Annotated in this window: 20 protein-coding genes and 1 tRNA gene; 9 read left to right on the top strand and 12 right to left on the bottom strand. The window is 62.9% G+C overall.

The annotated features are described in order from the left end of the window. Positions 1 to 94: 94 nt before the first annotated feature. Complete coding sequence (locus AABA51_RS02580; protein WP_338274117.1) at positions 95 to 436, top strand: TIGR02300 family protein; 342 nt, start codon at positions 95 to 97, stop codon at positions 434 to 436. Between the two features lie 120 nt (positions 437 to 556). Further along, positions 557 to 632, top strand: a tRNA-Ala gene (locus tag AABA51_RS02575). A gap of 818 nt (positions 633 to 1,450) precedes the next feature. Here AABA51_RS02575 and AABA51_RS02570 read toward each other — a convergent pair. The 3 genes from AABA51_RS02570 to AABA51_RS02560 all read right to left on the bottom strand — a co-directional run bounded on the left by AABA51_RS02570 (position 1,451) and on the right by AABA51_RS02560 (position 3,844). After that, positions 1,451 to 2,113: a hypothetical protein gene (locus AABA51_RS02570; protein WP_338274115.1), complete on the bottom strand. Its 663-nt coding sequence runs from the start codon at positions 2,111 to 2,113 to the stop codon at positions 1,451 to 1,453. A gap of 150 nt (positions 2,114 to 2,263) precedes the next feature. Beyond that, complete coding sequence (locus AABA51_RS02565) at positions 2,264 to 2,641, bottom strand: hypothetical protein (RefSeq protein WP_338274113.1); 378 nt, start codon at positions 2,639 to 2,641, stop codon at positions 2,264 to 2,266. A 567-nt stretch (positions 2,642 to 3,208) separates the two neighbouring features. Further along, positions 3,209 to 3,844 (bottom strand): recombinase family protein, encoded by a 636-nt coding sequence (locus tag AABA51_RS02560; protein WP_338274111.1) that lies wholly within the window; start codon positions 3,842 to 3,844, stop codon positions 3,209 to 3,211. 267 nt (positions 3,845 to 4,111) lie between these two features. On the opposite strand from AABA51_RS02560, the gene AABA51_RS02555 reads away from it, so the two are divergent. Further along, positions 4,112 to 4,453 (top strand): hypothetical protein, encoded by a 342-nt coding sequence (locus AABA51_RS02555; RefSeq protein WP_338274109.1) that lies wholly within the window; start codon positions 4,112 to 4,114, stop codon positions 4,451 to 4,453. Between the two features lie 92 nt (positions 4,454 to 4,545). Here the strand turns inward: AABA51_RS02555 and AABA51_RS02550 are convergent, their stop codons facing one another. From AABA51_RS02550 to AABA51_RS02525, 6 genes are all read right to left on the bottom strand, one after another. After that, the gene (locus AABA51_RS02550; RefSeq protein WP_338274107.1) at positions 4,546 to 5,988 is read right to left on the bottom strand and encodes a type I restriction-modification system subunit M; all 1,443 of its coding nucleotides are present in this window, start codon (positions 5,986 to 5,988) and stop codon (positions 4,546 to 4,548) included. Then, a complete protein-coding gene (locus AABA51_RS02545) occupies positions 5,988 to 6,515 on the bottom strand; it encodes a hypothetical protein (RefSeq protein ID WP_338274105.1) in 528 nt (175 codons plus the stop codon). The genes AABA51_RS02550 and AABA51_RS02545 overlap by 1 nt, the downstream gene beginning before the upstream one ends. Further along, positions 6,512 to 7,870: a restriction endonuclease subunit S gene (locus AABA51_RS02540; protein WP_338274103.1), complete on the bottom strand. Its 1,359-nt coding sequence runs from the start codon at positions 7,868 to 7,870 to the stop codon at positions 6,512 to 6,514. Before AABA51_RS02540 ends, AABA51_RS02545 begins: the two co-directional genes overlap by 4 nt. A 2-nt stretch (positions 7,871 to 7,872) precedes the next feature. Further along, positions 7,873 to 10,635: a DEAD/DEAH box helicase family protein gene (locus AABA51_RS02535; protein ID WP_338274101.1), complete on the bottom strand. Its 2,763-nt coding sequence runs from the start codon at positions 10,633 to 10,635 to the stop codon at positions 7,873 to 7,875. Positions 10,636 to 10,750: 115 nt separating this feature from the next. Continuing rightward, complete coding sequence (locus AABA51_RS02530) at positions 10,751 to 11,494, bottom strand: hypothetical protein (protein ID WP_338274099.1); 744 nt, start codon at positions 11,492 to 11,494, stop codon at positions 10,751 to 10,753. A 65-nt stretch (positions 11,495 to 11,559) separates the two neighbouring features. Then, positions 11,560 to 12,828 carry a tyrosine-type recombinase/integrase gene (locus AABA51_RS02525; RefSeq protein WP_338276402.1) on the bottom strand — a complete coding sequence of 423 codons (1,269 nt, stop codon included), beginning with the start codon at positions 12,826 to 12,828 and terminating at the stop codon, positions 11,560 to 11,562. Positions 12,829 to 13,206: 378 nt separating this feature from the next. Here AABA51_RS02525 and AABA51_RS02520 point away from each other — a divergent pair, with 378 nt between their 5' ends. Then, positions 13,207 to 13,662 (top strand): hypothetical protein, encoded by a 456-nt coding sequence (locus AABA51_RS02520; RefSeq protein ID WP_338274097.1) that lies wholly within the window; start codon positions 13,207 to 13,209, stop codon positions 13,660 to 13,662. A 54-nt stretch (positions 13,663 to 13,716) separates the two neighbouring features. Here the strand turns inward: AABA51_RS02520 and AABA51_RS02515 are convergent, their stop codons facing one another. Next, positions 13,717 to 15,924, bottom strand: coding sequence for an NADP-dependent isocitrate dehydrogenase (locus tag AABA51_RS02515; RefSeq protein WP_338274094.1), 2,208 nt, complete (start codon positions 15,922 to 15,924; stop codon positions 13,717 to 13,719). 111 nt (positions 15,925 to 16,035) lie between these two features. After that, on the bottom strand, positions 16,036 to 16,803 hold the full coding sequence (gene truA / locus AABA51_RS02510) for a tRNA pseudouridine(38-40) synthase TruA (RefSeq protein WP_338274092.1): 768 nt from the start codon (positions 16,801 to 16,803) through the stop codon (positions 16,036 to 16,038). A 134-nt stretch (positions 16,804 to 16,937) separates the two neighbouring features. Between truA and AABA51_RS02505 the strand changes: the two genes are divergently transcribed. From AABA51_RS02505 to ileS, 5 genes are all read left to right on the top strand, one after another. After that, entirely contained in the window at positions 16,938 to 18,353 is a 1,416-nt protein-coding gene (locus AABA51_RS02505; RefSeq protein WP_338274090.1) for a YcjX family protein, read from the top strand. Between the two features lie 109 nt (positions 18,354 to 18,462). After that, complete coding sequence (locus AABA51_RS02500; RefSeq protein ID WP_338274088.1) at positions 18,463 to 19,464, top strand: YcjF family protein; 1,002 nt, start codon at positions 18,463 to 18,465, stop codon at positions 19,462 to 19,464. Further along, positions 19,461 to 20,192, top strand: coding sequence for a gamma-glutamylcyclotransferase (locus AABA51_RS02495; protein ID WP_338274087.1), 732 nt, complete (start codon positions 19,461 to 19,463; stop codon positions 20,190 to 20,192). The genes AABA51_RS02500 and AABA51_RS02495 overlap by 4 nt, the downstream gene beginning before the upstream one ends. A 31-nt stretch (positions 20,193 to 20,223) precedes the next feature. Beyond that, a complete protein-coding gene (locus tag AABA51_RS02490) occupies positions 20,224 to 21,165 on the top strand; it encodes a DMT family transporter (protein ID WP_338274085.1) in 942 nt (313 codons plus the stop codon). A 234-nt stretch (positions 21,166 to 21,399) separates the two neighbouring features. Next, on the top strand, positions 21,400 to 24,324 hold the full coding sequence (gene ileS / locus AABA51_RS02485; RefSeq protein ID WP_338274084.1) for an isoleucine--tRNA ligase: 2,925 nt from the start codon (positions 21,400 to 21,402) through the stop codon (positions 24,322 to 24,324). Here the strand turns inward: ileS and AABA51_RS02480 are convergent. After that, positions 24,321 to 26,006, bottom strand: coding sequence for an aconitase family protein (locus tag AABA51_RS02480; protein WP_338274082.1), 1,686 nt, complete (start codon positions 26,004 to 26,006; stop codon positions 24,321 to 24,323). The genes ileS and AABA51_RS02480 overlap by 4 nt on opposite strands. Between the last annotated feature and the right edge of the window lie 117 nt (positions 26,007 to 26,123).

Raw genomic sequence — 26,123 nt, 5'->3', positions numbered from 1 at the left:
GACATGGCCCGCGCGGACGGGGTTTGACACCATCCCTGCACTATGGCAGACGACCGCATCCAGCGATACCGCAGAGTTATTTTGAGGGGGTGCAATGCCCAAAGAGGAATGGGGCGTCAAGCGCGTCTGTCCCACCACCGGCAAGCGGTTCTATGACCTTGGCCGCACGCCGATCATCAGCCCCTACACCGGGGAGGTCGTGACGCTCGACACCGGCAAGGGTGGGCGCAGCCTCGTGGCCGACAAGGCCGACAAGAAATCCGCCAAGGATCTTGTGACCGATGACGAGGATCTGGTCCTCGACGACGACATCGAGCTCGATGATGACGATGCCGATGTCGATATCGACGATGATGACGTTCTGGACGACGACGATGACGGCGATACCGTCGCGCTCGACGACCTGGCGGACGTGCCCGGAAACGACGACGACTGACCGCGGACAGGGCGGGTCGCGGGGGCGGAAAACGATGCGTTTTTCCCTTGCGCGCCCCCCCGCCCTCGCTTAAACCGCCGACCACTCGACGGGGCGTACGCGCCCCATCGACCCAAGGATGGGGCCTTAGCTCAGCTGGGAGAGCGCTTGCATGGCATGCAAGAGGTCAGGGGTTCGATCCCCCTAGGCTCCACCAAATCCCCAATACAAGTTAAAATCAATGCCTTAGCTGGCCATCCTGACCAAGCTGACCTAGCTATTCTGACCAAGTGGAGAGGGCGATGAAGGCGAGACTCGCTTGGGCGGTTGTTGGAGCCCTACTTGGCTGTTTCTTCGGAGCAGGCACCGGTGTCGTCTTTGGAGGCGGCGGTGGCATAAACGGAGTCTGGTTGTTCGGTCCCCTTGGGGCAGTTGTGGGCTTCTTTGCAGCCACAGACCTGAATGGCATCTGGAGAAAGATCACCCAGTCAAACAAATGAGCACCTGCCGTGATCTAAACCTTCATTCTAAGCCCGCTTTCATGGACTGGACCAATGTGGATTTAACCGATTGGTTTGGCCGCCGCAAAGTAGGTCGGGACGAGCCAGCGGTGTGGATTACAGATGGTGAGGCGCGAGTGCTCTGGTCAGCCATTGGGTCGATGCAACTCCGTAAGAGACGTGAGACCGATCAGCGGGATGACGACGACCGTTCGACCATTTCTGCGAAACGCGATGTCCGCATGTCCCAGCGTCTTGTTCACCGGGGTGCATCACCTCCGGCTTGAAGACCATGGTCGCAAGACTAATGTCGAGGTGAGATGCCAGGGCTGCACGAGCCGAGCAGGATGAGTTGGACCTTCGTTACGAAGGCGTCCCTCATGGGGATGCGACCACAGGCAGTTAGAGGTGGGTTGTCATCTCGGCGGATGCCGAGGTCGAGGAAACCAGGCGCTCCCGTGAGTATATACCTCTATAGGGAATGCGGGGTATTTTGTGCGGGGTATCTCCAGGGAGCCCTTGTTTCCTTGACCGCTTAGAAGACATCTGTCTCGTCGATGAGGCAAACGTCATCGACATCGTCGAGGTTGATGGGAGGTATCTGCGCGGTAGCATCATTCCACCAGAGGGTCTTTCCCTCGAAGTTGATCTCTCCGTCCATGAGCGGGCCGAAGTGACCACAGCCCCAATACGGTCCATCAGGTCGAAGAGGGTCGAGAGGCCTTCCGGCTTCATCCTGGTCGGCGACCTTGGTGACTTCCCGGAAGGTGGGCTCAAGAGTGATCTGAGGTGCTCTCGCCGGTGAGACTTCCTCCACGGTCTTACCGTTAAGCAGGGTCGCCTCCATCCACGCGACGAAGGCATTCGCCTTTATCGGGTTCCGGCCTTTGGTCTTCGCCTCGGCAAACATCGTCACAGCCCTCGGGCTGATGAGGCTGCTCCGATTGCGGCGACCATCGGTGAACCGGAAGGTGGTCTCCTCGACCTTGATAATGTCGGGGTGACAGACGCGACGAAGGCGGCGGTTGAAGCCTCCTCCGCCCCCGTCCACCTCGAACCCAAGAGCCATGAAGACTGACGGGGCCGAGAGCCAAAGGCGACCTTCGGACTCGATGACGTCGATGGAGATACCCTCGAAGTCGAGGACCTTATGGGTAAAGGATTCCCCGAAGAGGGGGCAACCGTCGTGGTCGGCCATAGGGGTCATGGTCGGCAATTCCCTTTTGGTGGAGGCGGTGGTCATGGTGATGGAGGAAGTGAAAGAGTGCTGGGCAGGGTGCCTCTGTCCGAGGATGCCCCGCAGACGCGCTAGAAGGGCCCCTAGAGACTCGCTTCGGTCCCCGGCATGTCAGACCCTCGCCCCCGGCACCCGCCATCCGTCCCGCCTGAGGAGGACCGGGAGACCTGCCTCAACAAGCGCGTTCATGACCTCCGCGACGGAGACCTCGGAGCGCGCCGCGTGGGCGGTGTGGTGCTGTGCGAGAAGGCGGGCCAGAGCGGCCACCTCGGGGCGCACCTGAATGGCGACCCATTGGGGCCCCTTGAGGTGGTCTTCGGTGAACTCAGAGGGCAGGACGCGGGCCATGGTGCGGCAAAGGTCATGACGATACTTGGACCGTAGCTCCATGGGTCTCCCTGTTCGCCTCGGCGGGCGCTTGTTGATCTCGATGACCAAGGCGCGGCCTTGCGCGTCTACCCCCGTAGCGGTGGTGGTTGCATTCGTCATGTGCCTGTATTCCTTGTGTGAAGGTGCGTTTCGAACTGACCACACCCCCACTCACGCGAAAGCTTGGGGCTATCAGGGAGCGAAGACGGGGAGGTGATTGCGGGGTATCCCCGGCTACGAGCAGAATGCGAGGCTTGGGGTTTCTCGATCCATGCGCGCAAAGAACCGGCACCCGTGTTAAGGGACCGGCGGTGGCCAAGGCCATGCCTTCTGCACAGGGACACCTCACCCCACCCCACTGTTATGAAAGACCCCAGGGATAGCTGAGGGCCTCTCGGATGCACCTGCTTCGCGGGGCTTGGGGGAAGCTAAAGACTGGAGCCCAGGAGCTTGTTGGTGGCAAACTCAGGGGGGCGTTCGGGAAGGCTGACGCTCTGTTCGCAATGATTTGGGGTGTGAATTGCCTAAGTGGGCACCCCTGTTGAGGAGTTTGATGAAGGGAGTGATGGGGGTGTAATACCCTTCATGGCCATAATGAGCAGAGAACCGTCGCATAACCTTTAAGGTATACCTCACATCAGATAGGGGCTGATGTGTGGGTTAATCTCACAAGAACCCTCGCCCGCGTCACAGACCCCAGCGGGCAAGTGCCGCCTCGGCCTCCGCCATGTCTCCCCGGATGCGAAGGACGGTCTGGCGGCTCAGGCCCGTCGCTCGGGCCACCTCCGAGGTGCCCGCTCCGGTGCCCGTCATGTCCCTGACAAGCGCAAGCTGCGTCCGGTCATAGCTCGGCTTCCGGCCCCGGTAGGCCTCTGCCTTAGTCTCCCTGGCATGCTCGATACCTGCCCTCTGAGCCTCCTTGGTGGCCTCGGCTTGAGCCTGAGCGGTGGCCGCCATGAAGGCGATGAGCGCGTCCCTGACGGCCTGCTGGGTGGGGTCTGTGGTCGCGCCGTCGAAGGTCATGCTGTTGATGACGGTCTTGATCGTGACCCCCTGCCGTATGAAGTGCCGGATGGTGTCGGTCACGTCCTGATAGTTCCGCCCGAGGCGGTCCACCCAGCGCACCACTAGGGTGTCTCCACGGCGGAGCTTGTCGAAGAGCCTGCGCCCCTCGGGTCTCTCCGAGAGGATGGTGGAGACGCCGGATTGCCCGTGGTCGGCGATCACCTCATCAATCGTGAAGCCTGCCTTCCGGGCCTGCGCCACCTGGTGGTCAAGCGTCTGGTCGGAGGTCGAGACGCGGGCATAGAAGATCGCGGTCATGGTATGGTGTCCTCGGAGGGTGTACGAACGGGTTATGTCCGTTGGATGTGCTGTCCGAAATTCCAAGTCAACCCTTACGGACACCCTATCGGCCACCTCCCAAAGTGTCCCCTGAGGTATACTCTATCGAACGACCCAAATTTCTTGCCCTTTCGGTGGCGAAGGACATACTCGCCGCAAGAAAAATCGAACATGAGAAGTCCAATGAAATTGCGCCCATTAGCTCTCTCTGCCCTTTGCCTCGGCATCGCTGCTTGCGGTGGCACCATGCAGGGTGTCATCCGAGGAGAGGGCACTCCGGTGCAGTTTCAGTACGAGCAAGGGTTCGACCGCGACTTCTACCAAACGACAGTTGATGGTGAGAACTTCTCCGGACAGGCCATCAACGCCGGTGCAACAAGTGGGGTTGGAACTGTCTTCGCCGGAGGCGGGACCGGGACGGTTTTCATGTCGAGCACCAACGGGAACTTCGTCGCGGTTCTAATGGGCGACCGGGGGTCAACGATGAGGTGCCAGATGAACTACGCAGACAGTTCCGGCTTTACCTCATTCGGGGGGGTGGGACTCTGCCAGCACAGCGATGGTCGCGTCATCGACGTTACGTGGTGACAACGGAGTCGGTTCGATGAAAGGCTTACCCGCACCGGGGGGACAGCGCGGACCTGCTAATCTATCTGCGGCTCTCGCATCTATGAGGCGGATTATTCCGGGGTGCCGGCCAGTTCACCGACGACGCTGCGGAACTGTTCGAGAGCGGCTTCGAGGTTGTCCATGATCTCCGATGCCAGAACATCGGGAGCGGGCAGGCTGTCGATGTCTTCTAGGCTGTCATCCTTGAGCCAGAAAATATCGAGGTTCAGTTTGTCCCGCGCGACAAGTTCCTCGTAGGTGAAGCACCGGAACCGTTCGGTTTCCTTCCGCTCCCGATAGCAGGTGACGAAGTCGTCGAAATCGGCACGGGTTAACCGCTTTGTCTTCAGCGTCTTGTGGACATTCGTCCGGTAGTCATAGACCCACAGCACCTTGGTCTGCACCTCGCGCGACGCTGGGCGCTTGTCGAAGAACAGGACGTTCGCCTTCACGCCGGGGCTATACCAGATGCCGGTCGGCAGCCGCAGGAGGGTGTGGAAGTTGAACCCCTCCAGAAGCCGCTTGCGGATGCCTTCACCGGCCCGACCGGCCTCGAACAGCACGTTGTCGGGCAGCACCACACCAGCCCGCCCATTCGCCTCAAGGATGGTCATGATGTGCTGGAGGAAGTTGAACTGCTTGTTCGAGGTGGTGAACTTGAAATCCTCGCGCTCGTAATTCTCCCGCTCGGTCGAGACGGTGCCATCCTCGCCCACGACCTTGTAGCTCGACTTCTTGCCGAAGGGCGGGTTGGTCAGCACGATCTTGAAACGGTCCCCACCATCGCTGGCAAGAGCATCGCTTTGCACCACTGGACTGCCGCCGTTGCCGATGCCGTGCAGATAGAGGTTCATGGCGCAAAGTCGGACGACCTCGTCCACGATATCTACGCCGGTGAAGGCCGTGTGGCGCAGGGCGCGCAGCTTTTCGCGGTCTTGCGTCTGGGTCTTCATGTGGTCGTAAGCGGCAAGGAGGAAGCCGCCCGTTCCGCATGCAGGGTCGCAGACGGTTTCCCCGATCTTGGGGTCGATGCATTCGACCATGGCCTCGATCACCGGGCGTGGCGTGAAATATTGTCCGGCCCCTGACTTCACCTCCGAGGCGTTCCGCTCCAACAGGCCCTCGTAAATCTCGCCCTTCACGTCCACCTGAAGGCCAATCCAGGGGCCCTCTTTGTCGATCAGGCTGACCACGCGCTTGAGCTTGGCCGGGTCCGACAGCTTGTTCTGCGCCTTGCGGAAGATCGTTCCGATCAGTCCGTCCTCGCGCGCCAGCGCCTCGAGCGTGTGGCGGTATTGGAGTTCCAGCGCGTCGCCGTCCTTGTTAGCAAGCTGCGCCCAGCTCCATTTCGGGGGGATGGCCGAGCTTTCACCCAACAGCTCCTCGCGCTCTTGGTCCATCTTGAGGAAGAGGAGGTAGGTAATCTGTTCGATGTAATCGCCATAGGACACGCCCTGGTCCCGCAGAACATGGGCATAATTCCAGACCTTGGAGACAAGCTGTTCGTTGGTCATTAAAGGGACCCTGTTTCCGATGCGCTTAATGTGACCTGCGAAGCCAAAAGCGGCAAAGGCCGGTTCTCCAACAGGAAGCCCTCGAATTCATGTTCATCCGCTGGGCGGTCTGTCTTCCGCTGTCTTTTCTCCAAGTGCATGTAAAATCGCAACAGGCCCTGTTTCGTCTCTTGTTGAGCTACACCAGCAAACTCGTTCTTGCTAAAAAACCAGACCTTCTCCCGCGACAGATCGGTCAAGGCAATGAATTGGGCAGGGCAAGACTTGGGCAAAGCCCAAACCAGCTCAAGCTTACCGCGCTTGCCGTTTCGTTTCGGCTGGAGGTTCGACTTGACCTGAATCGTGATCGACTGACCGCTTTCGGGCAAGAAGGCAACCAGATCGACACCGGAGTCAGTTGTCATTGGCGCTGACTCCACCCCGAGTTTCAACAGAAGAAACTGCACCAGAAGTTCACCGCATCGACCAATCTGCGCCGTTTTAAGGGCCAGGGGAGATGGTTCGGCTCCAACAAAATCGTCGATCATGCTCGGGCCTTTCGTCTTGTTCTTCCAGGCGCGGCGGCGCGGGTTTCCTTGATCCGCGCGAGCAGGGCGGCGGCGGGTTCGTCGGTGGGGTCCTGGGGGACGAGGCGGCCTGCGAAGGCGTCCTTAAGGATGGACTGGCGAAGGGCGGCGGAGCGGGCGAGTTCGGTTTGACACCACGCTTCCAAGTCGCCGGTCTTCTCCATGTGCTCGTCGACCAACTCGATGATTTGGGCCTGAACGTCGACAGGCGGAAGGTCGAAGGCGATGGCCTTAACCTCTCCGCTGTTGATGTTGTGGACCCCGCTTGTCGACCTTGCCTGACGCTCGATCCGCGCCCGCACGACCGGGGAACTCAGAACCAGTTGCAGGAAGTCCGGCACCAACCGCTTCCGGTCCAAGCGCAACCTGATCAGATATCCGGCGAAGGCCAAACCGACGGCGTCGTCGCTCACAACGGCACCGCGTCCGACCAGGTTCGCGCTCCCATTTGAGCGGACAATCAGCAGATCTCCTTTCTTGAGCCCCAACGTCCTTATCTCGCGATCATTCAGCTGGGTGTATTTCAGGTCCCGCAGATCGATCTCGCCGTTTGCAACGTTCGGGATGCGGAGAACCGCAACCCCTTCTACGTCCGCGCGGCATTTCTTCGCCGTGCCATAGCGAATGTCTTCGAGCAGGTCACCGAGCGTTACGGACTTCCATGTCGCCGGGTCGCTGCCGGTGAGCTTACCGGTGACGGCGGCCTTCAGGACGGACTGGCGATAGCGGGCAAGCAGTTTCTGCACGTCGCGCAGCGCCTCTTCGCCCTTGTCCAATCGGGCGAACAGCGTCTCAATCTTCTCAACGATGCGATGCTGTTCGTTGAGGGGTGGGAGAGGCATCGCGATGTCGCGCACCGTCAGCGAAGACAAATGCTTCACAGTGACCGAAGATGTGTGATCGTTGATTAACTTCAGATAGCCAGGAAGCGCACAAGCCAAGAATTGTTGCGAGTAGAATTGTTCATGTGCCTCCAGAGTGCAAACTCGTTGGTTGAGCAGCGCACGACCACCCCTCCAAACTCGACAATTGAAGTCGCCGTCCATCCCGATAGCAATTTGGCCATTCTCAATGAAAGTCATTTTGGGGTCGTCAATTGAGCCGCGATAGAAGGTGCCGGGCTCACCTTTTGTCACGTCTCGAATCCTTACAATCGGCATCCCTTCTGTTTCATTGAAGCCGTTCGACTTGAACGCGAAGCCGTTTACTAGAGATGCAATTTCTCCAATCCGCACACGCTCCCATGTCGGGTGTGCCGAATGTAGACCGTTCGTGCTCTTCTTGATGAGCTCGTCGATATTCTCTCCAAAACTCATCGTTACGCGACCAGCGCCCCCTGCAAGTCTTCTAGCATGTCGTTCAACCCTGTCCCCAACACCTTGCGGGCTTGCACGATCCCGCCCCGGTCGGCAAGGCTTGGCACCTCCATGAAGTCGCGCGGCGCGATCTCGGCATTGGCGGCGATGAAGGACGCGATGGCTCGTAGCCAATCTTCCTGCTCCTGGGTGTAGTCGCGGCCCGCCTTCTTCTCGCGGCCCATCCACAGGTTGAACCGCTGTTCAACGATGGTTGCGAAGGGCTCCAACACCTCGGTCTGACCCAGGGCAAAGCGGACAAGGCTGACCACCTCGGTCAGTTGTTCATCGACAGGCGCGCCGCGCACACGGGCGGCATCGAGGCGTTTGTAAGCCTGCCAGACGGTCGCGGTATTCAGATAGGGCGGGCGTTCGCCCATCACCGTCACCAGTTCGCGGATGGCGGCATAGGTCAGCCGCTGCGCGCCGTAGGGCTGGTTGTAGAGGATTTGCAGCGCGGTCAGTTCATCGCGGTTGTCGTCAATGAAGACGCGGAAGCTGGTGATGGTTTCCTCGGCCCGCTTCATGTCAAAGCCCGCGCCGGTTAGCTCATCGGTGGTGATCTCGTCGATGAAGATGTCGGTCTTTTGCTTGATGTCCTTGAGCAGATTTCGGGCAGCGGGGTTGTCGAAGGGACGGCAGGCGGTGTCGGTCAGCTCCTCGATCACGGCGCGTTCTTGCTCGGGCGTGGGCGCAGGGCCGTGACGTTCGCAGGTGGCGGCTTGCTGCTTGTCGATGTCGATGGCGTCGAGGAGCGCGTTTGCCAGATCGCGCGGGGTCTTGCCGCCCGTGACCTCGGCAATGCGGGCACGGTCCTCATCCCCCAGCTTGCGGTCGAGAATGGCGAGGCGCGCGGCAAGGGATGACAGCGCATCCTCATCCCGGCGTCCCATGGCGATCTGTTCGATCAGGGCGTCGAAGCTGAAGGACTTCTTGCGTTCCAGCGGCTGGGAGGCGTTCTTTTTCGTCTCGGACACGCCGACAGCGTCGATCAGGATGAAGCGGGTCTTGGTCTTGGCATCGGGGGTGACGGCTTGCAGGTCGGCATCAGGGATGGTGCGGACGCCGCGCCCCTTCATCTGCTCATAGTAGCCTTCGGATTTCACGTCCCGCATGAAGATCAACACCTCGACCGGCTTGATGTCGGTGCCCGTGGCGATCATGTCGACGGTCACTGCGACGCGGGGGAAGGGGTCGACCCGAAAGGCCTTGATCATCGACTTCGGGTCTTCGCCAGTGTTTCGGTAGGTGATCTTCTTGGCGAAGTCATTGCCTTCGTTGAAGACCTCGCGCACGGCATGGACGATTTCCTCAGCGTGGTTGTCGTCCTTGGCGAAGATCAGGGTCTTGGGGAGCCAGTCGCCGGTGCGGTCGGGGAACAGTTCGGTGAAGACCCGGTCCTTGTAAGTTTGCAGGACGGTCCTGATCTGGTTGGGGTTCACGACGGAGCGGTCGAGTTCCTTGGCGGTGTATTCCAGATCTGCGTCGAGCTGTTCATAGCGGACCTTGCGGGTGCGCTTGTCACGCACGGGGACCTGAAAGCCGGTGTCGTCGGTTTCGACCTTGCCGCCTTCTTCGGTGACGCGGGTGCGGATGCGGTAGATTTCATAGCCGACGTTCACGCCATCCGCGACGGAGCGTTCATAGGGGTATTCCGCGACGAGGTTTTGGTTGAAGAAGCCCAGCGTGTGTTTGGAGGGTGTGGCTGTAAGTCCGATGATCGAGGCGTCGAAATATTCCAGCACCTGCCGCCACAGGCCGTAGATCGAGCGGTGGCATTCGTCGGTTACCACGAAGTCGAAGGTCTCGATGGGGATGTCGGGGTTGTAGGCGAGCGGCAGAGGCTCGCCGTCCTCGCCCTGCCACGTCTCGAAGCCGGATGCCTCTTCATCCTCCTCGAACAGCTCCTGGCCCCGGAGCATGGAATAGAGGCGCTGGATCGTGGTGATCACGACCTTCGCGTCGGGGTCGATCCTGTGAGAGTGCAGGTGCTGGACGATGTATGTGTCCGTGAAGCGATTGGCGGCACCATGGGGGAGGAAGTTCTGAAACTCCTTAAGCGTCTGGTCACCAAGGTTGTTGCGGTCCACCAGGAAGAGGATGCGCTTGGCCCCGCCATGCTTGATCAGGCGGTAGGCGAAGGAACAGGCGGTAAAGGTCTTTCCCGCGCCGGTGGCCAGTTGGATCAAGGCGCGTGGGCGGTCGTTGGCGAAGGACTCCTCAAGGCCGGTGATGGCCTCAACCTGGCAATCCCTGAGGCCTTTGGTGTCCAGAGGTGGAAGGGCCTGAAGACGGGCCCTGAGTGTTGCCGTGTCCTTCAGCCAGGCGTGAAGCGTCTCGGGCCGGTGGAAGGCGAAGAGGCGACGCGAGCGGGGCTTGGGGTCAGCCATGTCGCGGAAGAAGGTCTCATCCCCCGTGCTTTCGTAATCGAACCGCAGGGTGTCTTGCCACCGGGCCAGGTGGTCAGGCAGTTTTGCCATGTACTTTTCGGACTGCTCCGCGACCCCACTGAGGGTGACACCAGTCTTCTTCGCCTCGACGACCCCGGCTGCCTTGCCGTCCACGAACAGGAGGTAATCGCAGGGTCCCGCAGGGAGGGAGAACTCCCGCACCGCCACACCAAGGGCGGCGCTCTTGTTGAACTGGTCGCGGTCTTGCAGGACCCAGCCCGCTGCCGAAAGCAGCGCGTCGATCTTGGTGCGAGCGATCTGTTCGGGGCCAAGCATGTCTTTTCCAGCAATAATCCGCCATAGCGTATCAGGCTGCCGCTTTATGGCAACTCGTCTGCAACAGATTTAGCAGACTGCCGTCGTCAAGGGCGATATCGATAACTCCGAGCAGCTAGTCTTTTTTTCCGGTTGCATCATTTCGTAGTTCGAATTCAGGGAAGAGCTTTCCATACCGAAGAATTGCAGCATCCTTAAACTTGCATAAAATATCCCATGAAATAGGAATGTCTTCGTCTAGCTTTTCAATTATTTGACCTAGCAAGTTATTTAGCCTTGCAGTCATCAGCTCCGCTTGAACTGCGGCACCACCATGAAACGCAGCCTGCATCTGTGTCCCCCCTTCAATATTTCCCTCCACCATATTAGCGCTAAGAAATGTTTGCATCTCCGCTCGCAGGCTTGAGTATTTTTCAACCGATCCCATTATATTGGCAATTCGCATCTGGATTAGATGTATATCATTTAGAAGATCTGACTTTTTCATATGTATTAAAAATGCGGTTTCACTTGGATCGATACTTTGAATTTCATCTGGAGCACCAACCAACTCCATTACCTTAGCCCATGGGTCCATCCCCTCAGCGCCATTTTGAGCTGCATCCAAAAACATCTCACTTATTTGTTGGTCAAGATTTGCCGCTGCATTGTGCGCGTGCAGTAGTTTGAAAAGGGTGCCAAAGGCCCGCTCGGCTTGGAGGCGTTCCAACTCTGCCTCACGCGTCCGAAGCGCAAAACGATTGGACCACCACATCGCGCCAAAGGAGCCCAAAAGCGCCAACATCCCACCCAACAGCGTAGCAGCGATTGGAACCCAAATATCCTCAGTAACCCTTAAGTCACCCACAAAAATTTCCAATGGCCGTTCCTCCGCAAGGGGTCTGAAAAGCTAAAAATGCATTTGACTGCCAAGATGCTGGTATCTCAGGGGGAGGGAACCTTCACAGCCTCTACGCAAGCGCGCATTTGTCGCCCTGAGGACTTCGCTATGTAGGAAGAGCGCGTTGTGTCCTTTTTGTCAGGAACGTGGCCCAAGACATCCTTGATAATCGCATCTCGTACCCCCGCTCGATCAGCCTTTGTTGCAAATGTCCGCCTCGTAGAATGGAAGTTGACGAGCGACCTCCGAACGCCCTCTGGTTTCTCATGCACCCCTAAGGCTTTGCGGAACCTGCCAAAGGCTTTTCCGAGCGTATCGCCGGGGTCCCCAAGCTTTGCACACTCATCAAACAGCCATTCCTTCCCTTTCTTGCCCCTCATGCGCCTTTGAATGATCTCTTGCAACTCAGAGTGTACCGGCACTTTCCGAGCTGCCGCTTCAGTCTTCCCCTGCTGAATATCAAAAACTATTCCTATCTCTGGCCCTTCGTCGCGCACTTCCTCAACCCAGAGTGTCAATATTTCAGCAAGTCGCATTCCAGACAGAAGGCCTATTTTTACGGCATCCCGAAGCGTCGTGTTCCATTTGTTGCGCCCAGGTAGTTGAGCGTAAAGCAGAGTGATGACCTCGTCGTCAGTGAATGGACGCTCTCGCTCCTCTTTCGATCCACGCTCAACTCGCTTTCCATTGCGCTCCATCTCTTGGTCATTCCAAGGCCAGCCGGTCTTGATCTTCTCCCCCGCCGGGAGAGTAACGTGGCCACGACGCGCAAGAAATCTCCAGTAAGAACGGAGTGCCGTAAGGTGTTTTTTCTGAGTTGATGGATGCATTTCATCGATGACCTCAGAAACATACTTTCCTGCAGTCCTTTTATTTATGCGGTCCAGCTTGATCCCTCGCTCTCGGCACCACGCAGCAAATCGACCAATTAACCCGCGCTGCTCTTTAACGGTCTTCGGCGCTAGATCGGCCTTTAAAAGATACTCTTCGAGATAGTGGTCCACGTCTACTCGACCAACGAACGCATCATCGAAGGCACGGCGCTGGCTAGGAATGACAGAGTCCCGCTCCGCCTCTGCAGCAAACGCTATAAGGTCAATCTCGTCTTCATCAACAGCCAAGGCCAGAGCGGCGCTTGATAAAGCTCCACGAGCAGCGGCCTCTAAGTTGACCCTCACCGGGCACCAACCAGGCAATGCGAAGCTTGTTCTTTTGCCCTCTGCAAGCTGCCGAAACTGTATCCGGGTAATGGGGTCGAGTTCGTCTCGTCGCCGCTTTGCTTGAAGGATATCGGATGTGTGAAGGTTCACCATCAACCAAGACTTGCCATCATTGGCAAACCGGGCTGCCTTCGGGACCTCTCGGCGAAACCACCACACGTTACCCTTGAGAGTAAGAAGCCTCTCTCCGCCTTTGCTACTCTTGCCCGGCACTTCAGCATCAACCCTATTCTGACCATTTCATTCTGACCAAAGGATGATCTTGAACTTACTGTTATTCAACAAAAAAGATGATTCATATTGTTTGGTGTCGATCCCCCTAGGCTCCACCAAATCCTCACTCCCACCACCCCAAAGCCAGCCACGCAAATAGGCAGGCATGATGCGCCCGAGCACGTGAAGAGCGCTTGCCCGATGCACTGGTCCGGCTAGGCTGTGGAGAGCCGTGTTTTGTGTGAGGGAGTGCGTGTGATGGCCTGGTTCAAGCGTCATGCCGAAGCGATCGGGGCAATCGGCACGATCCTCATGGCCTTGGCCGCCGTTGCAGCCGCGATCTTGGTGCCCCTGCAGATCGCCGCGAGCGACCGCACCAGCCGCGAGCAGGCCGCGCGGGAAATCTACCGGGAATTCCTGAACATCACGATCCAGCGCCCGGAACTGGCCGCGTCGCAGTCTTGTCCCGCGACCGATCCCCTGCGCCAGCGCGCCTATCAGGCCTATGTCGATTACCTGCTCTACACCGCCGAACAGGTGCTTGACCTGTCGCCCGAGGATTGGCGGGACACCGTGGCGGCCCAGCTTGCGCCCCACCGCGCCTATCTGTGCGGGTTCGACACTGGCGACATGGCCGCCATGACGGTGCAGGTGGCCGATCTGGTGGCGGCCCTGCAGACGGATTGCGAAATGGTCACAACGGACTGCCCGTGAAACGGAAAAAGCCCCGGCGATGGCCGGGGCTTTTCCTTTGGGAAAGATCGTCTTTCAGCCGATGATCGCGTTCAGCGTGGCCGAGGGGCGCATGATCGCGGCGGTCTTGACCGGATCGGGGTGGTAATAGCCGCCCTGATCCACGGCCTGGCCGCGCGCGGCGTGCAGTTCGGCGAGAATCGCCGCCTCGCCATCGGACAGCGCCTTGGCCACCGGGGCGAAATGGGCGGCAAGGCCCGCATCCTCGGTCTGGGCGGCAAGGGCTTCGGCCCAGTAGCGCGCGAACCAGTAGTGGCTGTCGCGGTTGTCGGGCTCACCCGCCTTGCGGCCCGGGCTGCGGTCATGGTCGAGGATGCCTTGGGTCGCGGTATCGACCGCATCGCCCAACACCTTGGCCTTTGCATTGCCCTTGGTCTGCGCGAGGAAGCGGAAGCTTTCGCCAAGCGCGCAGAATTCACCAAGGCTGTCCCACCGCAGGTGGTTTTCGCCCTGCAATTGCTGGACATGCTTGGGGGCAGAGCCACCCGCGCCGGTTTCGAACAGGCCACCGCCCTGCATCAGCTTCACGATCGAGAGCATCTTGGCCGAGGTCGCAAGCTCGAGGATCGGGAACAGGTCGGTCAGGTAGTCGCGCAAGACGTTGCCGGTGATGGCGATGCAATTCTCGCCCTTGGTGATCGTCTCGAGGCTGGCGCGGGTCGCTTCGCGCGGCGCCATGATCTCGAACTTGTCCGCAACGCCACGGGCCTCGAGGATCGGCTTGACCATGGCGATCAGCTGCGCGTCATGGGCGCGGGTCTCGTCGAGCCAGAAGATCGAGCGATAGCCGGTGATCGCCTGCCGCTCGATGGCAAGGTTCACCCAATCCTCGATGGGCGCCTTGCGCGCGCTGGCCGAACGCCAGATGTCGCCTTTCTGCACCTTGTGCTCGTGCAGGATCGTGCCGTCCTCCAGCACCATGCGGACCACGCCATCGGCGGGGATTTCGAAGGTGGTGGGGTGTGAGCCGTATTCTTCCGCCTTCTGCGCCATCAGGCCAAGGTTCTGGACCGTGCCGGCCGTGGCGGGGTTCAGCTTGCCGTTCTGTTTGAAGAATTCGATCGTCTCGTCATAGACGGGCGCATAGCAGGTGTCGGGGATCACGCAGACGGCATCATGTTCCTTGCCGTCGGGGCCCCAGCCCTTGCCGCCTGCCCGGATCAGCGCCGGCATGGAGGCATCGACGATCACGTCCGAGGGGACGTGCAGGTTGGTGATGCCGCGGTCGCTGTCGACCATGTAAAGCGGCGGGCGCTCGCCCATGCAGGCTTCGATGGCGGCCATGATGTCGGCCTCGCCCTTCACCCGCTCCAACAGATCGCCGAGGCCCGAGTTCGGGTTGACGCCCAGGGCCGCCATGCGATCCCCGAACGCCTCGAAGACGGGGGCGAGGAAGGCGCGCACGGCATGGCCGAAGATGATCGGGTCCGAGACCTTCATCATCGTCGCCTTGAGGTGCAGCGAAAAGAGCGTCCCTTCTGCCTTGGTGCGGGCGATTTCCTGCGCGAGGAAGTCGGACAGCGCGGCGGCGCTCATGTAGGTTGCGTCGACCACGGTCCCTGCCGGGTAGCTGACGCCATCCTTGAGCAGATGTTCGCTGCCATCGGCGGCGGTCAGGACGATGCGCGCCTTGGCGGCGGCGCCAAGTGTGGCGGAGGTTTCATTGGCGCGGAAATCGCCACCCGCCATGGAGGCGACACGGGTCTTGCTGTCGCGGGTCCACTCGCCCATGCGGTGCGGGTTGGCCTGGGCGTATTTCTTGACGGCCGTTGCAGCGCGGCGGTCGGAATTGCCCTCGCGCAGGACGGGGTTCACGGCCGAGCCCTTGATCGCGTCATAGCGCGCGCGGGCGGTTTTCTCGGCCTCGGTCGCGGGGGTTTCGGGGTAATCGGGGATCGCATAGCCCTGCCCCTGCAATTCGCGGATCGCGGCGACCAGCTGCGGCACGGAGGCCGAGATGTTGGGCAGCTTGATGACATTGGCCTCGGGCGTCTTGACCAGTTCGCCAAGGATGGCGAGGTCGTCGCTGATGCGCTGCTCGGGCGTCAGGTTCTCGGGGAAAGCGGCCAGGATGCGGCCCGCGAGCGAGATGTCGCGGATGCCGACGCTGACGCCGGCGGCAGCGGCAAAGCTCTGGATGATCGGCAGGAGCGAGGCCGAGGCGAGCTCGGGCGCTTCGTCGACCTTGGTGTAGATGATGTCGGGCGTATTCTGGTCGGTCATGGGTGTCCCCCGGAGGCTCAGGAATTTTGGTATGCAATAGTACACCGAAATCCCGCCGTCCAGCGTGGACAGGGCCAGAGGGGGCGAGACCAGATGCCGCGCCGGGATGTTTCAGCCAAATACGTCCCGAGGATATCCCACGCCCGTCAGGTAAAGCCCCTCGGGCGGGGCGACGGGGCCGCAAGCCGCGCGGTCGGCGGCGGCAAGGGCTGTCGCGACATCCGAAGGCGCCCATGCCCCCGCGCCCACCCGTTCGAGCGTGCCGACGATGGACCGGACCTGGTTGTGCAGAAAGGACCGCGCGCGCAGGTGAAAGCGGATTTCCTGCGCATCGGGGCGGGCGATCTCCTCGACCGTCACCTCGTCCAGCGTCTTGACCGGACTTTGGGCCTGGCAATGGACGGCGCGGAAGGTGGTGAAATCATGCAGACCCACCAGGTGCCGCGCGGCCGCGCGCATCGCCGCCACGTCGAGCGGCTGCTTGACCAGCCACGCCTGCCCCCGGTCATGGACAAGCGGCGCGCGGCGGCAGATCACGCGATAGGTGTAGCGCCGTTCGATGGCCGAAAAGCGCGCATGCCAATCATCGGGAACACGGGCACAGGCAAGCACCGCGACGGGGGCGGGTTTCAGATGCCAGTTCAGCGCCTCGGACAGGCGAAAGGGATCCCAGTCACGGGTCATGTCGCATTGGGCCACCTGCCCCGTGGCATGGACCCCGGCATCGGTCCGCCCCGCCGCCGCGATGGAGGGAACGTCAGCTTCGAGCGCGGCCAATGCCGCCTCGACCGCGCCCTGCACGCTGGGCTGGTCGGCCTGACGCTGCCACCCGGCAAAGGGCGCGCCGTCATATTCGAGTTTCAGGGCATAGCGGGGCATGGGGGGCACATAGGCGCAAAGCCCCCTCCGCGCCAAGGGGGAAGCGCGGGGGCATTCGCCCCCTCGCAATGACCTGCCCCGATGCTTACTGTCAGAAGGCAAGTATGGACCCCGTGCAGGACAGGAACCGCAGTTTGGTCATCGGAACCATCGCCGACGCCGTGGGGCGACAGATCGAAGGGGCGGCGCGCGGCGTGTCGGGCCTGTTGTTCGAGCCGGTGATCCGGCTGGGTGTCACCGGCCTGAGCCGGGCTGGCAAGACGGTTTTCATCACCTCGCTCGTGGCGAACCTGCTGGACCGGGGCCGGATGCCGGGTCTGGAAGCCGCGCAATCGGGTCGGATCGAGGCGGCCTATCTGCAACCCCAACCCGACGATACCGTCCCGCGCTTCGACTTCGAAACCCATCTGGCGGCCCTGACCGGCCCCGCGCCGCATTGGCCCGAAAGCACACGGAGCGTGTCGGAATTGCGCCTGTCGCTGAAGGTGCGGCCCAAGGGGATGCTCGGGGGGCTGTCGGGCCTCAGGACCGTGCATCTGGACATCGTGGATTATCCCGGCGAATGGCTTTTGGACCTTGGGCTTCTGGAACAGGATTTCGCGGGCTGGTCGGCCGAGGCGCTGGCACGGGCGGAAAAGCGGCCCGAGGCCGAGGCGTTTCGCGCGCGACTGGCGACAATCGACCCCGATGCCCCCCTGTCCGAGCCGCAAGCCGCAGCGCTGGCGCGCGACTGGACCGCCTATCTCAAGGACGCGCGGGAGGCGGGGTATTCGGATTGCACGCCGGGGCGGTTCCTGTTGCCCGGCGATCTGGAGGGGTCACCGGTCCTGACCTTCGCGCCGCTGCCCCCGTCGCAAGCGCCGCGCGGATCGCTGGCCCGCGAATGCGCCCGCCGCTTCGAGGCCTACAAGGCGCAGGTGGTGAAGCCGTTTTTCCGCGCGCATTTCGCGCGGATCGACCGGCAGGTGGTGCTGGTGGATGTTCTGGGCGCAATCCATGCAGGCCCCGCGGCGCTGGAGGATTTGCGGCAGGCGATGACAGGCATCCTGGGCGCGTTCCGGCCCGGGAGATCGGCGTTTTTGTCGACGCTTCTGGGGACGCGGCGGGTGGACAGGATCCTGTTTGCCGCGACGAAAGCCGATCATCTGCACCACGAACAGCACGACAGGCTTGCCGCGATCATGGCGGCACTGGTCGCCGAAGCGCGCAGGCGGGCCGATTTCGCGGGGGCCCGGACACAGGCCATGGCGATCGCCGCCTTGCGTGCCACGGTCGAGGAACGGCGCAGCGTCGACGGGGTCGATCTGGGGCTGGTGCGGGGCATCTTGCTGGACACGGGGCGTCAGGCGGCGCTGCATCCGGGCGATCTGCCCGAGGATCCCGCCGCCCTTCTGCACCCGGCGCGGTCCGGGGCGGCCCAGTGGCTTGGCGGCGATTACGGCGTGATGCGCTTTGCGCCTGCGCCCCTGACGCTGCGCCCCGGCGAGGGGCCACCGCATATCCGGCTCGACCGGGCGGCGCAGTTCCTGCTGGGGGATCGGCTGGGATGAGGGGGGTGCCGCCGAAGGGGCGCTGCCCCGTTGTGGACAAAGGGGGGCGCTGCCCCCCGTCGCCTTTGGCGACTCCCCGGAGTATTTGGAAAGCAAAGAGGGCCGGAAGATGAGTGAGCGAAAAGGCCCCGTCCTGATCGAGCTGGAGGGCGCGCAAGGCACCGGGCCGCAGGATGCACCGCCGGTTCCCGATGCGCCGGGACTGCCGCAAGGACAGGCGATGCAGGTGATGGCGACGCTGGGCGCGCGGCGACCGAGCCGGCTTTGGCGGCTGTTCTGGGGGGCCGTTCTGGGGCTTTCGGGATTGGTTCTGTCGCTCGCGACCTGGGATTTCGTTACAGGTCTTTTGACGACGCGACCGATCTTGGGCTGGGTGGCCACGGGATTGGTGGGGGTGGTCCTGCTGTCCCTGATCCTGATCGCGCTGGGCGAGGCGGCGGCCTTTGCCCGGTTGGGGCGGCTTGACGGTTTGCGGCGGGAGGCGGAAGCGGCGCGATCCACCGGCGATCTGGCGGCGGCCCGCCGGGTGGTGGGTCGGCTTGACGCGCTTTACCGGGGCCGGGCGCGGCTGGAGCTGGGTCGGGCCGAGCTGGCGCGGCAAGGCGCGGAGGTGTTCGAGGCGGAGACGCTTTTGACACTGGCCGAGGCGCATCTTCTGGCGCCGCTCGACGCGATGGCACGCGCCGAGGTGGAGGCGGCGGCGCGGCAGGTCGCCACCGTGACGGCCCTGGTGCCCATCGCGCTGGCCGATGTGGTGGCGGCCCTGACCGCCAATATCCGGATGATCCGGCGCATCGCGGAGATCTACGGCGGGCGGTCGGGCATGATGGGATCGGTCCGCCTGCTCCGGGCGGTTCTGACGCATCTGGTGGCGACGGGGGCCGTGGCGATCGGGGATGACCTGATCGGGTCGGTCGCGGGCGGTTCGATCCTGTCCAAGGTCAGCCGCCGGTTCGGCGAAGGGGTCGTGAACGGGGCCTTGACGGCGCGGGTGGGCCTGGCCGCGATGGAAGTCTGCCGCCCATTGCCCTTTGGCGAGGGGCGGCGGCCCGGCGTCGGCTCGCTGGTCAAACGGGCGCTGGCGGGACTTTTCGGGCAGACGGGCGCATGAGCGATCCGTTTCGGCATCATCCGGGGCTGAGGGGGCGGATCAAGCCCTTTGCGGAATCCTATTTCCGGACCATCACCACCGAACGTGTCCGGGCCACGCTGGTCGAGCGGGGCTTGCCCCTGAGCTTTCCCTTTCATCCCGACGCGTTGCGGGAAGGATTGCGGCGGGAGGCGCTGACCGGCCACGCAGGCGATCTGTGGGTTTTTGCCTATGGCTCGCTCATCTGGGACCCGGCGCTCGATTTCGCGGAATTGCGCCGCGCCCATGCGCCGGGGCATGCGCGGCGGTTCATCCTTGTCGACCGGCACGGCGGGCGCGGCACGGCGGAGGCGCCGGGGCTGATGGCGGCGCTCGATCACGGGCCCGGCTGCGAAGGGGTCGCGTTCCGCATCGCGGCGGAAAAGGTCGAGACCGAGACCGAGATCCTGTTCCGGCGCGAGATGATCGGGCCGGGCTATCACGCACGCTTCATCCCCGTGGATATCGCGGGCCAAAAGGTTCGGGCGCTGAGTTTCCTTGCCGATCACGACGATCCGTCGATGGAGGGCGATATCGCGCGCGCGATGCAGGTCCGCTATGCGGCGACGGGTATGGGGTTTCTGGGCACGAGCTACGACTATCTGGCCAGCACCGTCGCGCATCTGGCCGAGGTCGGCATCGAGGACCGGGAGGCAAGCGCGCTTCTGGCGGAGGTGCGGGCGTATCGCGAAGGGATTTCGGGGGCGTGACAAGCGATGCCGGGCACGGCATTGAGAGGTCATGAGCCAGAGCCAGACCGACCGACCGCTGCTGGGCATCCTCTTGATGCTGGGCTTTTGCGTCATGATCCCGTTTTCCGATGCGCTGGCCAAGCTTCTGGGCGGTGTCTTTCCGCTGTTGCAGCTGATCCTTGTCCGCTTTGGCGCACAGGCGGGGCTGTTGCTACCGCTTGCGCTTGTGCGGGGGGCGGTGATCTTTCCCTCGGCGCGGGTGGTGCGGCTGGCGGCGGCGCGGACGCTGTTGCAGATCGGGGGCATCGGGATGATGTTCTCGGCGCTGCGGTTCCTGCCCTTGGCGGATGCGGTGGCCATCGCCTTTGTCATGCCCTTCATCATGCTGATCCTTGGACACTACGTGCTGAAGGAAGAGGTGGGGCCAAGGCGGATGGCGGCCTGTGCCGTGGGTTTCGTGGGGACCTTGATGGTCGTGCAACCGAGCTTTGCCGCCGTGGGTTGGCCCGCGCTCTTGCCGCTGGCGGTCGCGGTGATCTTTGCGCTTTTCATGCTGGTGACCCGCCAGGTCGCCAAGGAGATCGATCCCATCGCCTTGCAGGGGCTGGGCGGGATCATCGGATTGCCGATCCTGTTGCCGCTGTTGCTGCTGCCCGAATTCGGCGGCACGCCGCCCCTGGTCGGATGGATCGCCCCGCCCGATGCCGGGGCCTTGTGGCTTTTGGTGGCGCTTGGGCTGACGGGGACATTCGGGCATCTGTTGATGACCTGGTCGCTGCGGTTCGCGCCGGCATCGACCCTTGCACCGATGCAATACCTTGAAATTCCGGCAGCGGCCTTGGTTGGCCTTGCGATTTTCGGGGAGTTTCCGAACGGGCTGGCCCTGATCGGGATCGGGGTCACCATCGCCTCGGGGCTTTACATCGTGCTGCGCGAGCGGAACCTGAGCCGGGCGGCACGTGTCACGACACCCGCGCCGCCGGCGGGGTGATCCAAGTCGCAAAAAGAATGGCGGCGGGCAGGCCCCATGGGTCTGGGGTTTCTTTGCACATTGAGCTTGGCGCGCCGTCGGCCTATACCGCCGGGCATGGGACAGCGTTCGATCATCATCATTCGAATTAGCCGCCCGGCGCTCTGACCCTGAGCCGCCGGGACATAGGTGCTTGAGCTATCGCACCGCCCCTTCTATTCCCCGACCCGACCCGACAGATGAGGAGCGCCCCCGATGTGCGCCGATACCCCTGCCACTTCCGATGCCGTGGACTACAAGGACACGCTGAACCTGCCCAAGACCGAATTCCCGATGCGCGCGGGCCTGCCCCAGCGCGAACCGGGCTGGCTGGCCCGTTGGGAGGAGATCGGCGTCTACGACCGCCTGCGCGACAAGGCCAAGGATGGATCGCGCAAGCCCTTCACGCTGCATGACGGCCCCCCGTATGCCAACGGGAACCTGCATATCGGGCATGCCTTGAACAAGATTCTCAAGGACATGGTGGTCCGCAGCCAGCAGATGATGGGTCGCGATGCCCGCTATATCCCTGGCTGGGATTGTCACGGTCTGCCCATCGAATGGAAGATCGAGGAAGCCTATCGCGCCAAGGGGCAGGACAAGGACAAGGTCGATGTCGTCGACTTCCGCCAGGAATGCCGCCGCTTTGCCGAGGGCTGGATCGACGTGCAGCGCGAGGAGTTCAAGCGGCTGGGCGTGACCGGCACTTGGGACAAGCCATACTTAACGATGGATTACCATTCCGAGCGAGTCATTACCGAGGAGTTTATGAAATTCCTCATGAACGGCGCGCTCTACCAGGGCTCCAAGCCCGTGATGTGGTCGCCCGTGGAAAAGACCGCGCTCGCCGAAGCGGAGGTAGAATATCACGACCGCCAGACGGATGCGGTCTGGGTGCCGTTTGCGATTGTCAGCGGCGCGACGGGCGAGACGGAGGGCGCGAAGGTCGTCATCTGGACCACCACGCCCTGGACCCTGCCGCAGAACCGGGCGATCTGTTTCGGGCCCGACATCTCCTACGGGCTTTACGAGATCACCGGCACGCCTGCGGAAAGCTGGGCCAAGACCGGCGACCGCTACCTGATCGCGGACAAGCTTGCGCCCGAGGCGCTGGCGGCGATGCGGCTGGAGCCCACGATGCACCGCCGCCTGCGGGATGTGACGGCCGGGGAACTGGCCGCGCTGACCTGCGCGCATCCCTTGCGCGGGGCCGAGGGGGCGCAGGGCGAGTGGGATTACGACGTGCCGCTTTTCCCCGGCGATCACGTGACCGACGATGCGGGCACGGGGTTTGTGCATACCGCGCCGAGTCATGGTGACGACGATTTCGAGATCGGGCGCAAGCATGGCCTGGCCATGACCTACAACATCCTCGACGACTCGTCCTTCCGGCCCGATCTGCCGTTCTTTGCGGGCGAGCAGATCATCAAGCCCAACGGCAAGCCCGGCGATGCCAACAAGGTGGTGATCGACAAGCTGGTGAGCCTTGGCAAGCTCTTGGCCCGCAAGCGGATCACGATCAGCGATGCGCATTCGTGGCGGTCCAAGGCCCCCGTCATCCGCCTGAACCGCCCGCAATGGTTCGCCGCCATCGACAAGCCGCTGGGCGACGGGATGGACCAATACGGCGAGACGATCCGGACCCGCGCGCTGACCTCCATCGACCAACTGGTGGAATGGACGCCCAAGACAGGGCGCAACCGGCTGTATTCCATGATCGAGGCGCGGCCCGATTGGGTTTTGTCGCGCCAGCGCGCCTGGGGCGTGCCGCTGACCTGTTTCATCAAGAAGGGCGCGCAGCCGACCGACCCCGATTTCCTGCTGCGCGATCCGGCCGTGAATGCCCGCATCCTCGACGCCTTCGAGGCCGAAGGGGCCGATGCCTGGTACAAGCCCGGGGCGAAAGCCCGCTTTTTGGGGAACGAATACGACCCCGAGGAGTGGGAACAGGTGTTCGACATCCTCGACGTCTGGTTCGATTCCGGGTCCACCCATGCTTTCGTGCTGCGCGACCGGGAAGACGGGTCCGAAGACGGGATCGCCGATCTGTACCTGGAGGGCACGGACCAGCACCGGGGGTGGTTCCATTCCTCGATGCTGCAGGCCTGCGGCACGATCGGGCGCGCGCCCTATCGGGGGGTTCTGACCCACGGCTTCACGCTGGACGAGAAGGGCATGAAGATGTCCAAGTCCATCGGCAACACCGTCGCCCCGCAAGAGGTCATCGACCAATACGGCGCCGATATCCTGCGGCTTTGGGTGGCGCAGTCGGACTATACCGTCGACCTGCGGATCGGGCCCGAGATCCTGAAAGGCGTGGCCGACAGCTATCGCCGCCTGCGCAACACGATGCGGTTCCTGCTGGGGTCGCTGGGCGATGTGACGGCGGCGGATCGGGTCGATCCGGCGGACATGCCTGAACTGGAACGCTGGGTGCTGCACCGGTTGTCGGAACTGGATGAGGTCGTGCGCAAGGGCTATGCGGCTTACGATTTCCAGGGCGTGTTCCAGGCGCTGTTCAACTTTGCCACCACGGATTTGTCGGCCTTCTACTTCGATATCCGCAAGGATGCGCTCTATTGCGACGGGGATACGCCGCGCCGCAGGGCTGCGCGGACAGTGCTGGAAATGCTCTTCGAGCGGCTGACCACGTGGCTGGCCCCGGTTCTGGTGTTCACCATGGAAGAGGTCTGGCTGGACCGGCATCCGGGCGATGCGTCGAGCGTGCATCTGCAGGATTTCCCCGAAACGCCGGCAAGCTGGCGCGACGCGGCGCTGGCGGCGAAATGGGCCGATATCCGGCGGGTGCGCCGTGTCGTCACCGCCGCGCTGGAGGTGCAGCGCCGGGACAAGGTGATCGGTGCATCGCTGGAAGCGGCCCCGCTGGTGCAGATCGCCGATCCGGCGCTGGCCGCGACCATCAAGGGCGTGGGCATGGATGATTTGTGCATCACATCGGCGTTGAGCGTGATGGAGGGGGAGCCGCAAGACGATGCCTTCCGGCTCGACGATCCGGGGATCGGCGTGGTCTTCCACAAGGCGGAGGGCGAGAAATGCCAGCGCTGCTGGAAGATCCTGCCCGATGTGGGCAGCCATGGGCATGCGGGCGTCTGCGGACGCTGTGCCGAGGCGCTGGGTTAAGACAACCAGACGGGGGGCGCTGCATCCGCGCGCCCCGTCACCGCCGCCTCGGCGCAGGATGTGATGCTGCCGAAGCGGACCGCCCGCGCGCTGAGGCCCGGCGCGTAATGGGCGTATTTGCCGGAATTCGTCATGAGCGTTCGGGCGCCTGGCGGGAAGACCGGCTCGGTGATCGAACACCAGCACAGGTCGGGGATGACCTGCACGCCCGCCTCTTGCAGGCGGTCGAGGAGACCCTCGGCCCGCGCGGCCTCCAACACATCCCGGCCCACGGTCAGGATGGCCGCGACACAAGGCGCGCAGGACCGGCCCGCAAGGGCTGCGTCGAAGGCGCGAAGCTCGGACAGGGAGGCATGGGGGCTGCCGATGGCGACAAGCTCCACCGCCTCGGGGCCCTGGTTGAATTCGGCCCATGCGGCGGCGATGTCGGATTTCGTGATGCGCAGGACCGGCGCGCCGGGGCGGGGCGGCAGATCGCCCTCGGGCGTCACGCCCGCGACATGCAAAAGTGCCGAAGCCGAGGTGGTGCCGAAGGCCGCACACAGCGCGCGCAGGTCGTCGGGGGTGGGGGACAGGCCATCCAGACCGCGCAAGAGCGGCACGGTGTCGGGGGCGCGCAGGCCCGCAAGCCAACCCAGAAGCGGCCAGAGCGCATCATCCGCGCCTGCGGGCGCGTCGATTTCGATCACCACCTGCGCCACCCGGTTGGCATCCAGATAGACGCCCGTTTCCGGCGCGCGGCCCGTCATGGCGATGAAGAGGTCGAGGTAATCGGGATGCTTGGCCGTGCGCGCGCCCAGGACGGAATTGGCGTAGATGACGGCATTGGATTCCGACCAGCCGATGACCTCGCCCCGGTTCGGGACCGACACGCCCTGATAGGGCGCGCAGGTGAAGGTGGGGGTGACGCCCATGGTGACATAGGCCTCGGCCAGGCGGCTGGCCTTGGACCCGAAAAGGGGCGGCACGCCCTGGTCGCGCCAGCCCTGCCGGTCGACCGAGATGGCGTTGATCGTGGTGGGGATGGCGACCCCTGCGCCCATGTCGGCCATGGCTTCGGCAAAGATCAGGTTCGCGTCATGGGCGAGGATGCAGCCGTCGATATGGCCGCGCGTCACGTCGATGAGCCGTGCGGCCCCTTGGGCGGCGGCCATGGTGCCCAGGATCTCTTGGGCCAGTTGCACGGCGCGGCCCGAGGCCCCGGAGAGGCGCGCGTGATCGTTTGCATCGAGCGCCAGATCGTCCGGCGTGACGGGGGTGAGCGGCAGATCGAGCGCGCCCGCGATCAGCCGGTTGCCGGTGATCGTGGCGCGGGGTTCGCGGGCAAGGGCGGCGTAGCTGTCGGGCGTCAGGCGGAGAACGGCCAGGGGCCTGTCGAACATGCGGGCGGCGATGAGCGCGCCGAGCGTCAGAACCTCTTCCGCCTCGCGAAAGACCAGGGCGGCGGGGGCATGGCCCGAGAGCGCCAGTTGCAACAGGACGCCGCTGCCCGAGCAGGAGCCGCGGCTTGTGGGCATCAGGACGATCCGCCCCGCAAGGTCCGCGCCATGGGCCGGGTGGTGTGCATCGATCACGCGGCCCGTATCGGGATCGACCCCGCCCCAGAAACTGAGCCCTTCGGCGCAGACAAGCACCGTGCCCTCGGCCTTTGCGGTGAGGATGATCCTGTCCATATCCTGCATCTGCGCCCCCCTGTTTTGCGGCACGCTGACCTGCGCAGGGCTGTTGTGCAAGCCTGCGTGTTGGGGAATCGCCGTGGCGCGCCTATGTCGTGGGGCAACGTGCACTTGCAGCGACAG

The organism is Roseicyclus marinus, from assembly GCF_036322625.1.
GTDB lineage: Bacteria > Pseudomonadota > Alphaproteobacteria > Rhodobacterales > Rhodobacteraceae > Roseicyclus > Roseicyclus marinus_A.
The sequence above is the reverse complement of the archived record's forward strand: the minus strand, read 5'-3'. Positions and strand labels throughout refer to the sequence as shown.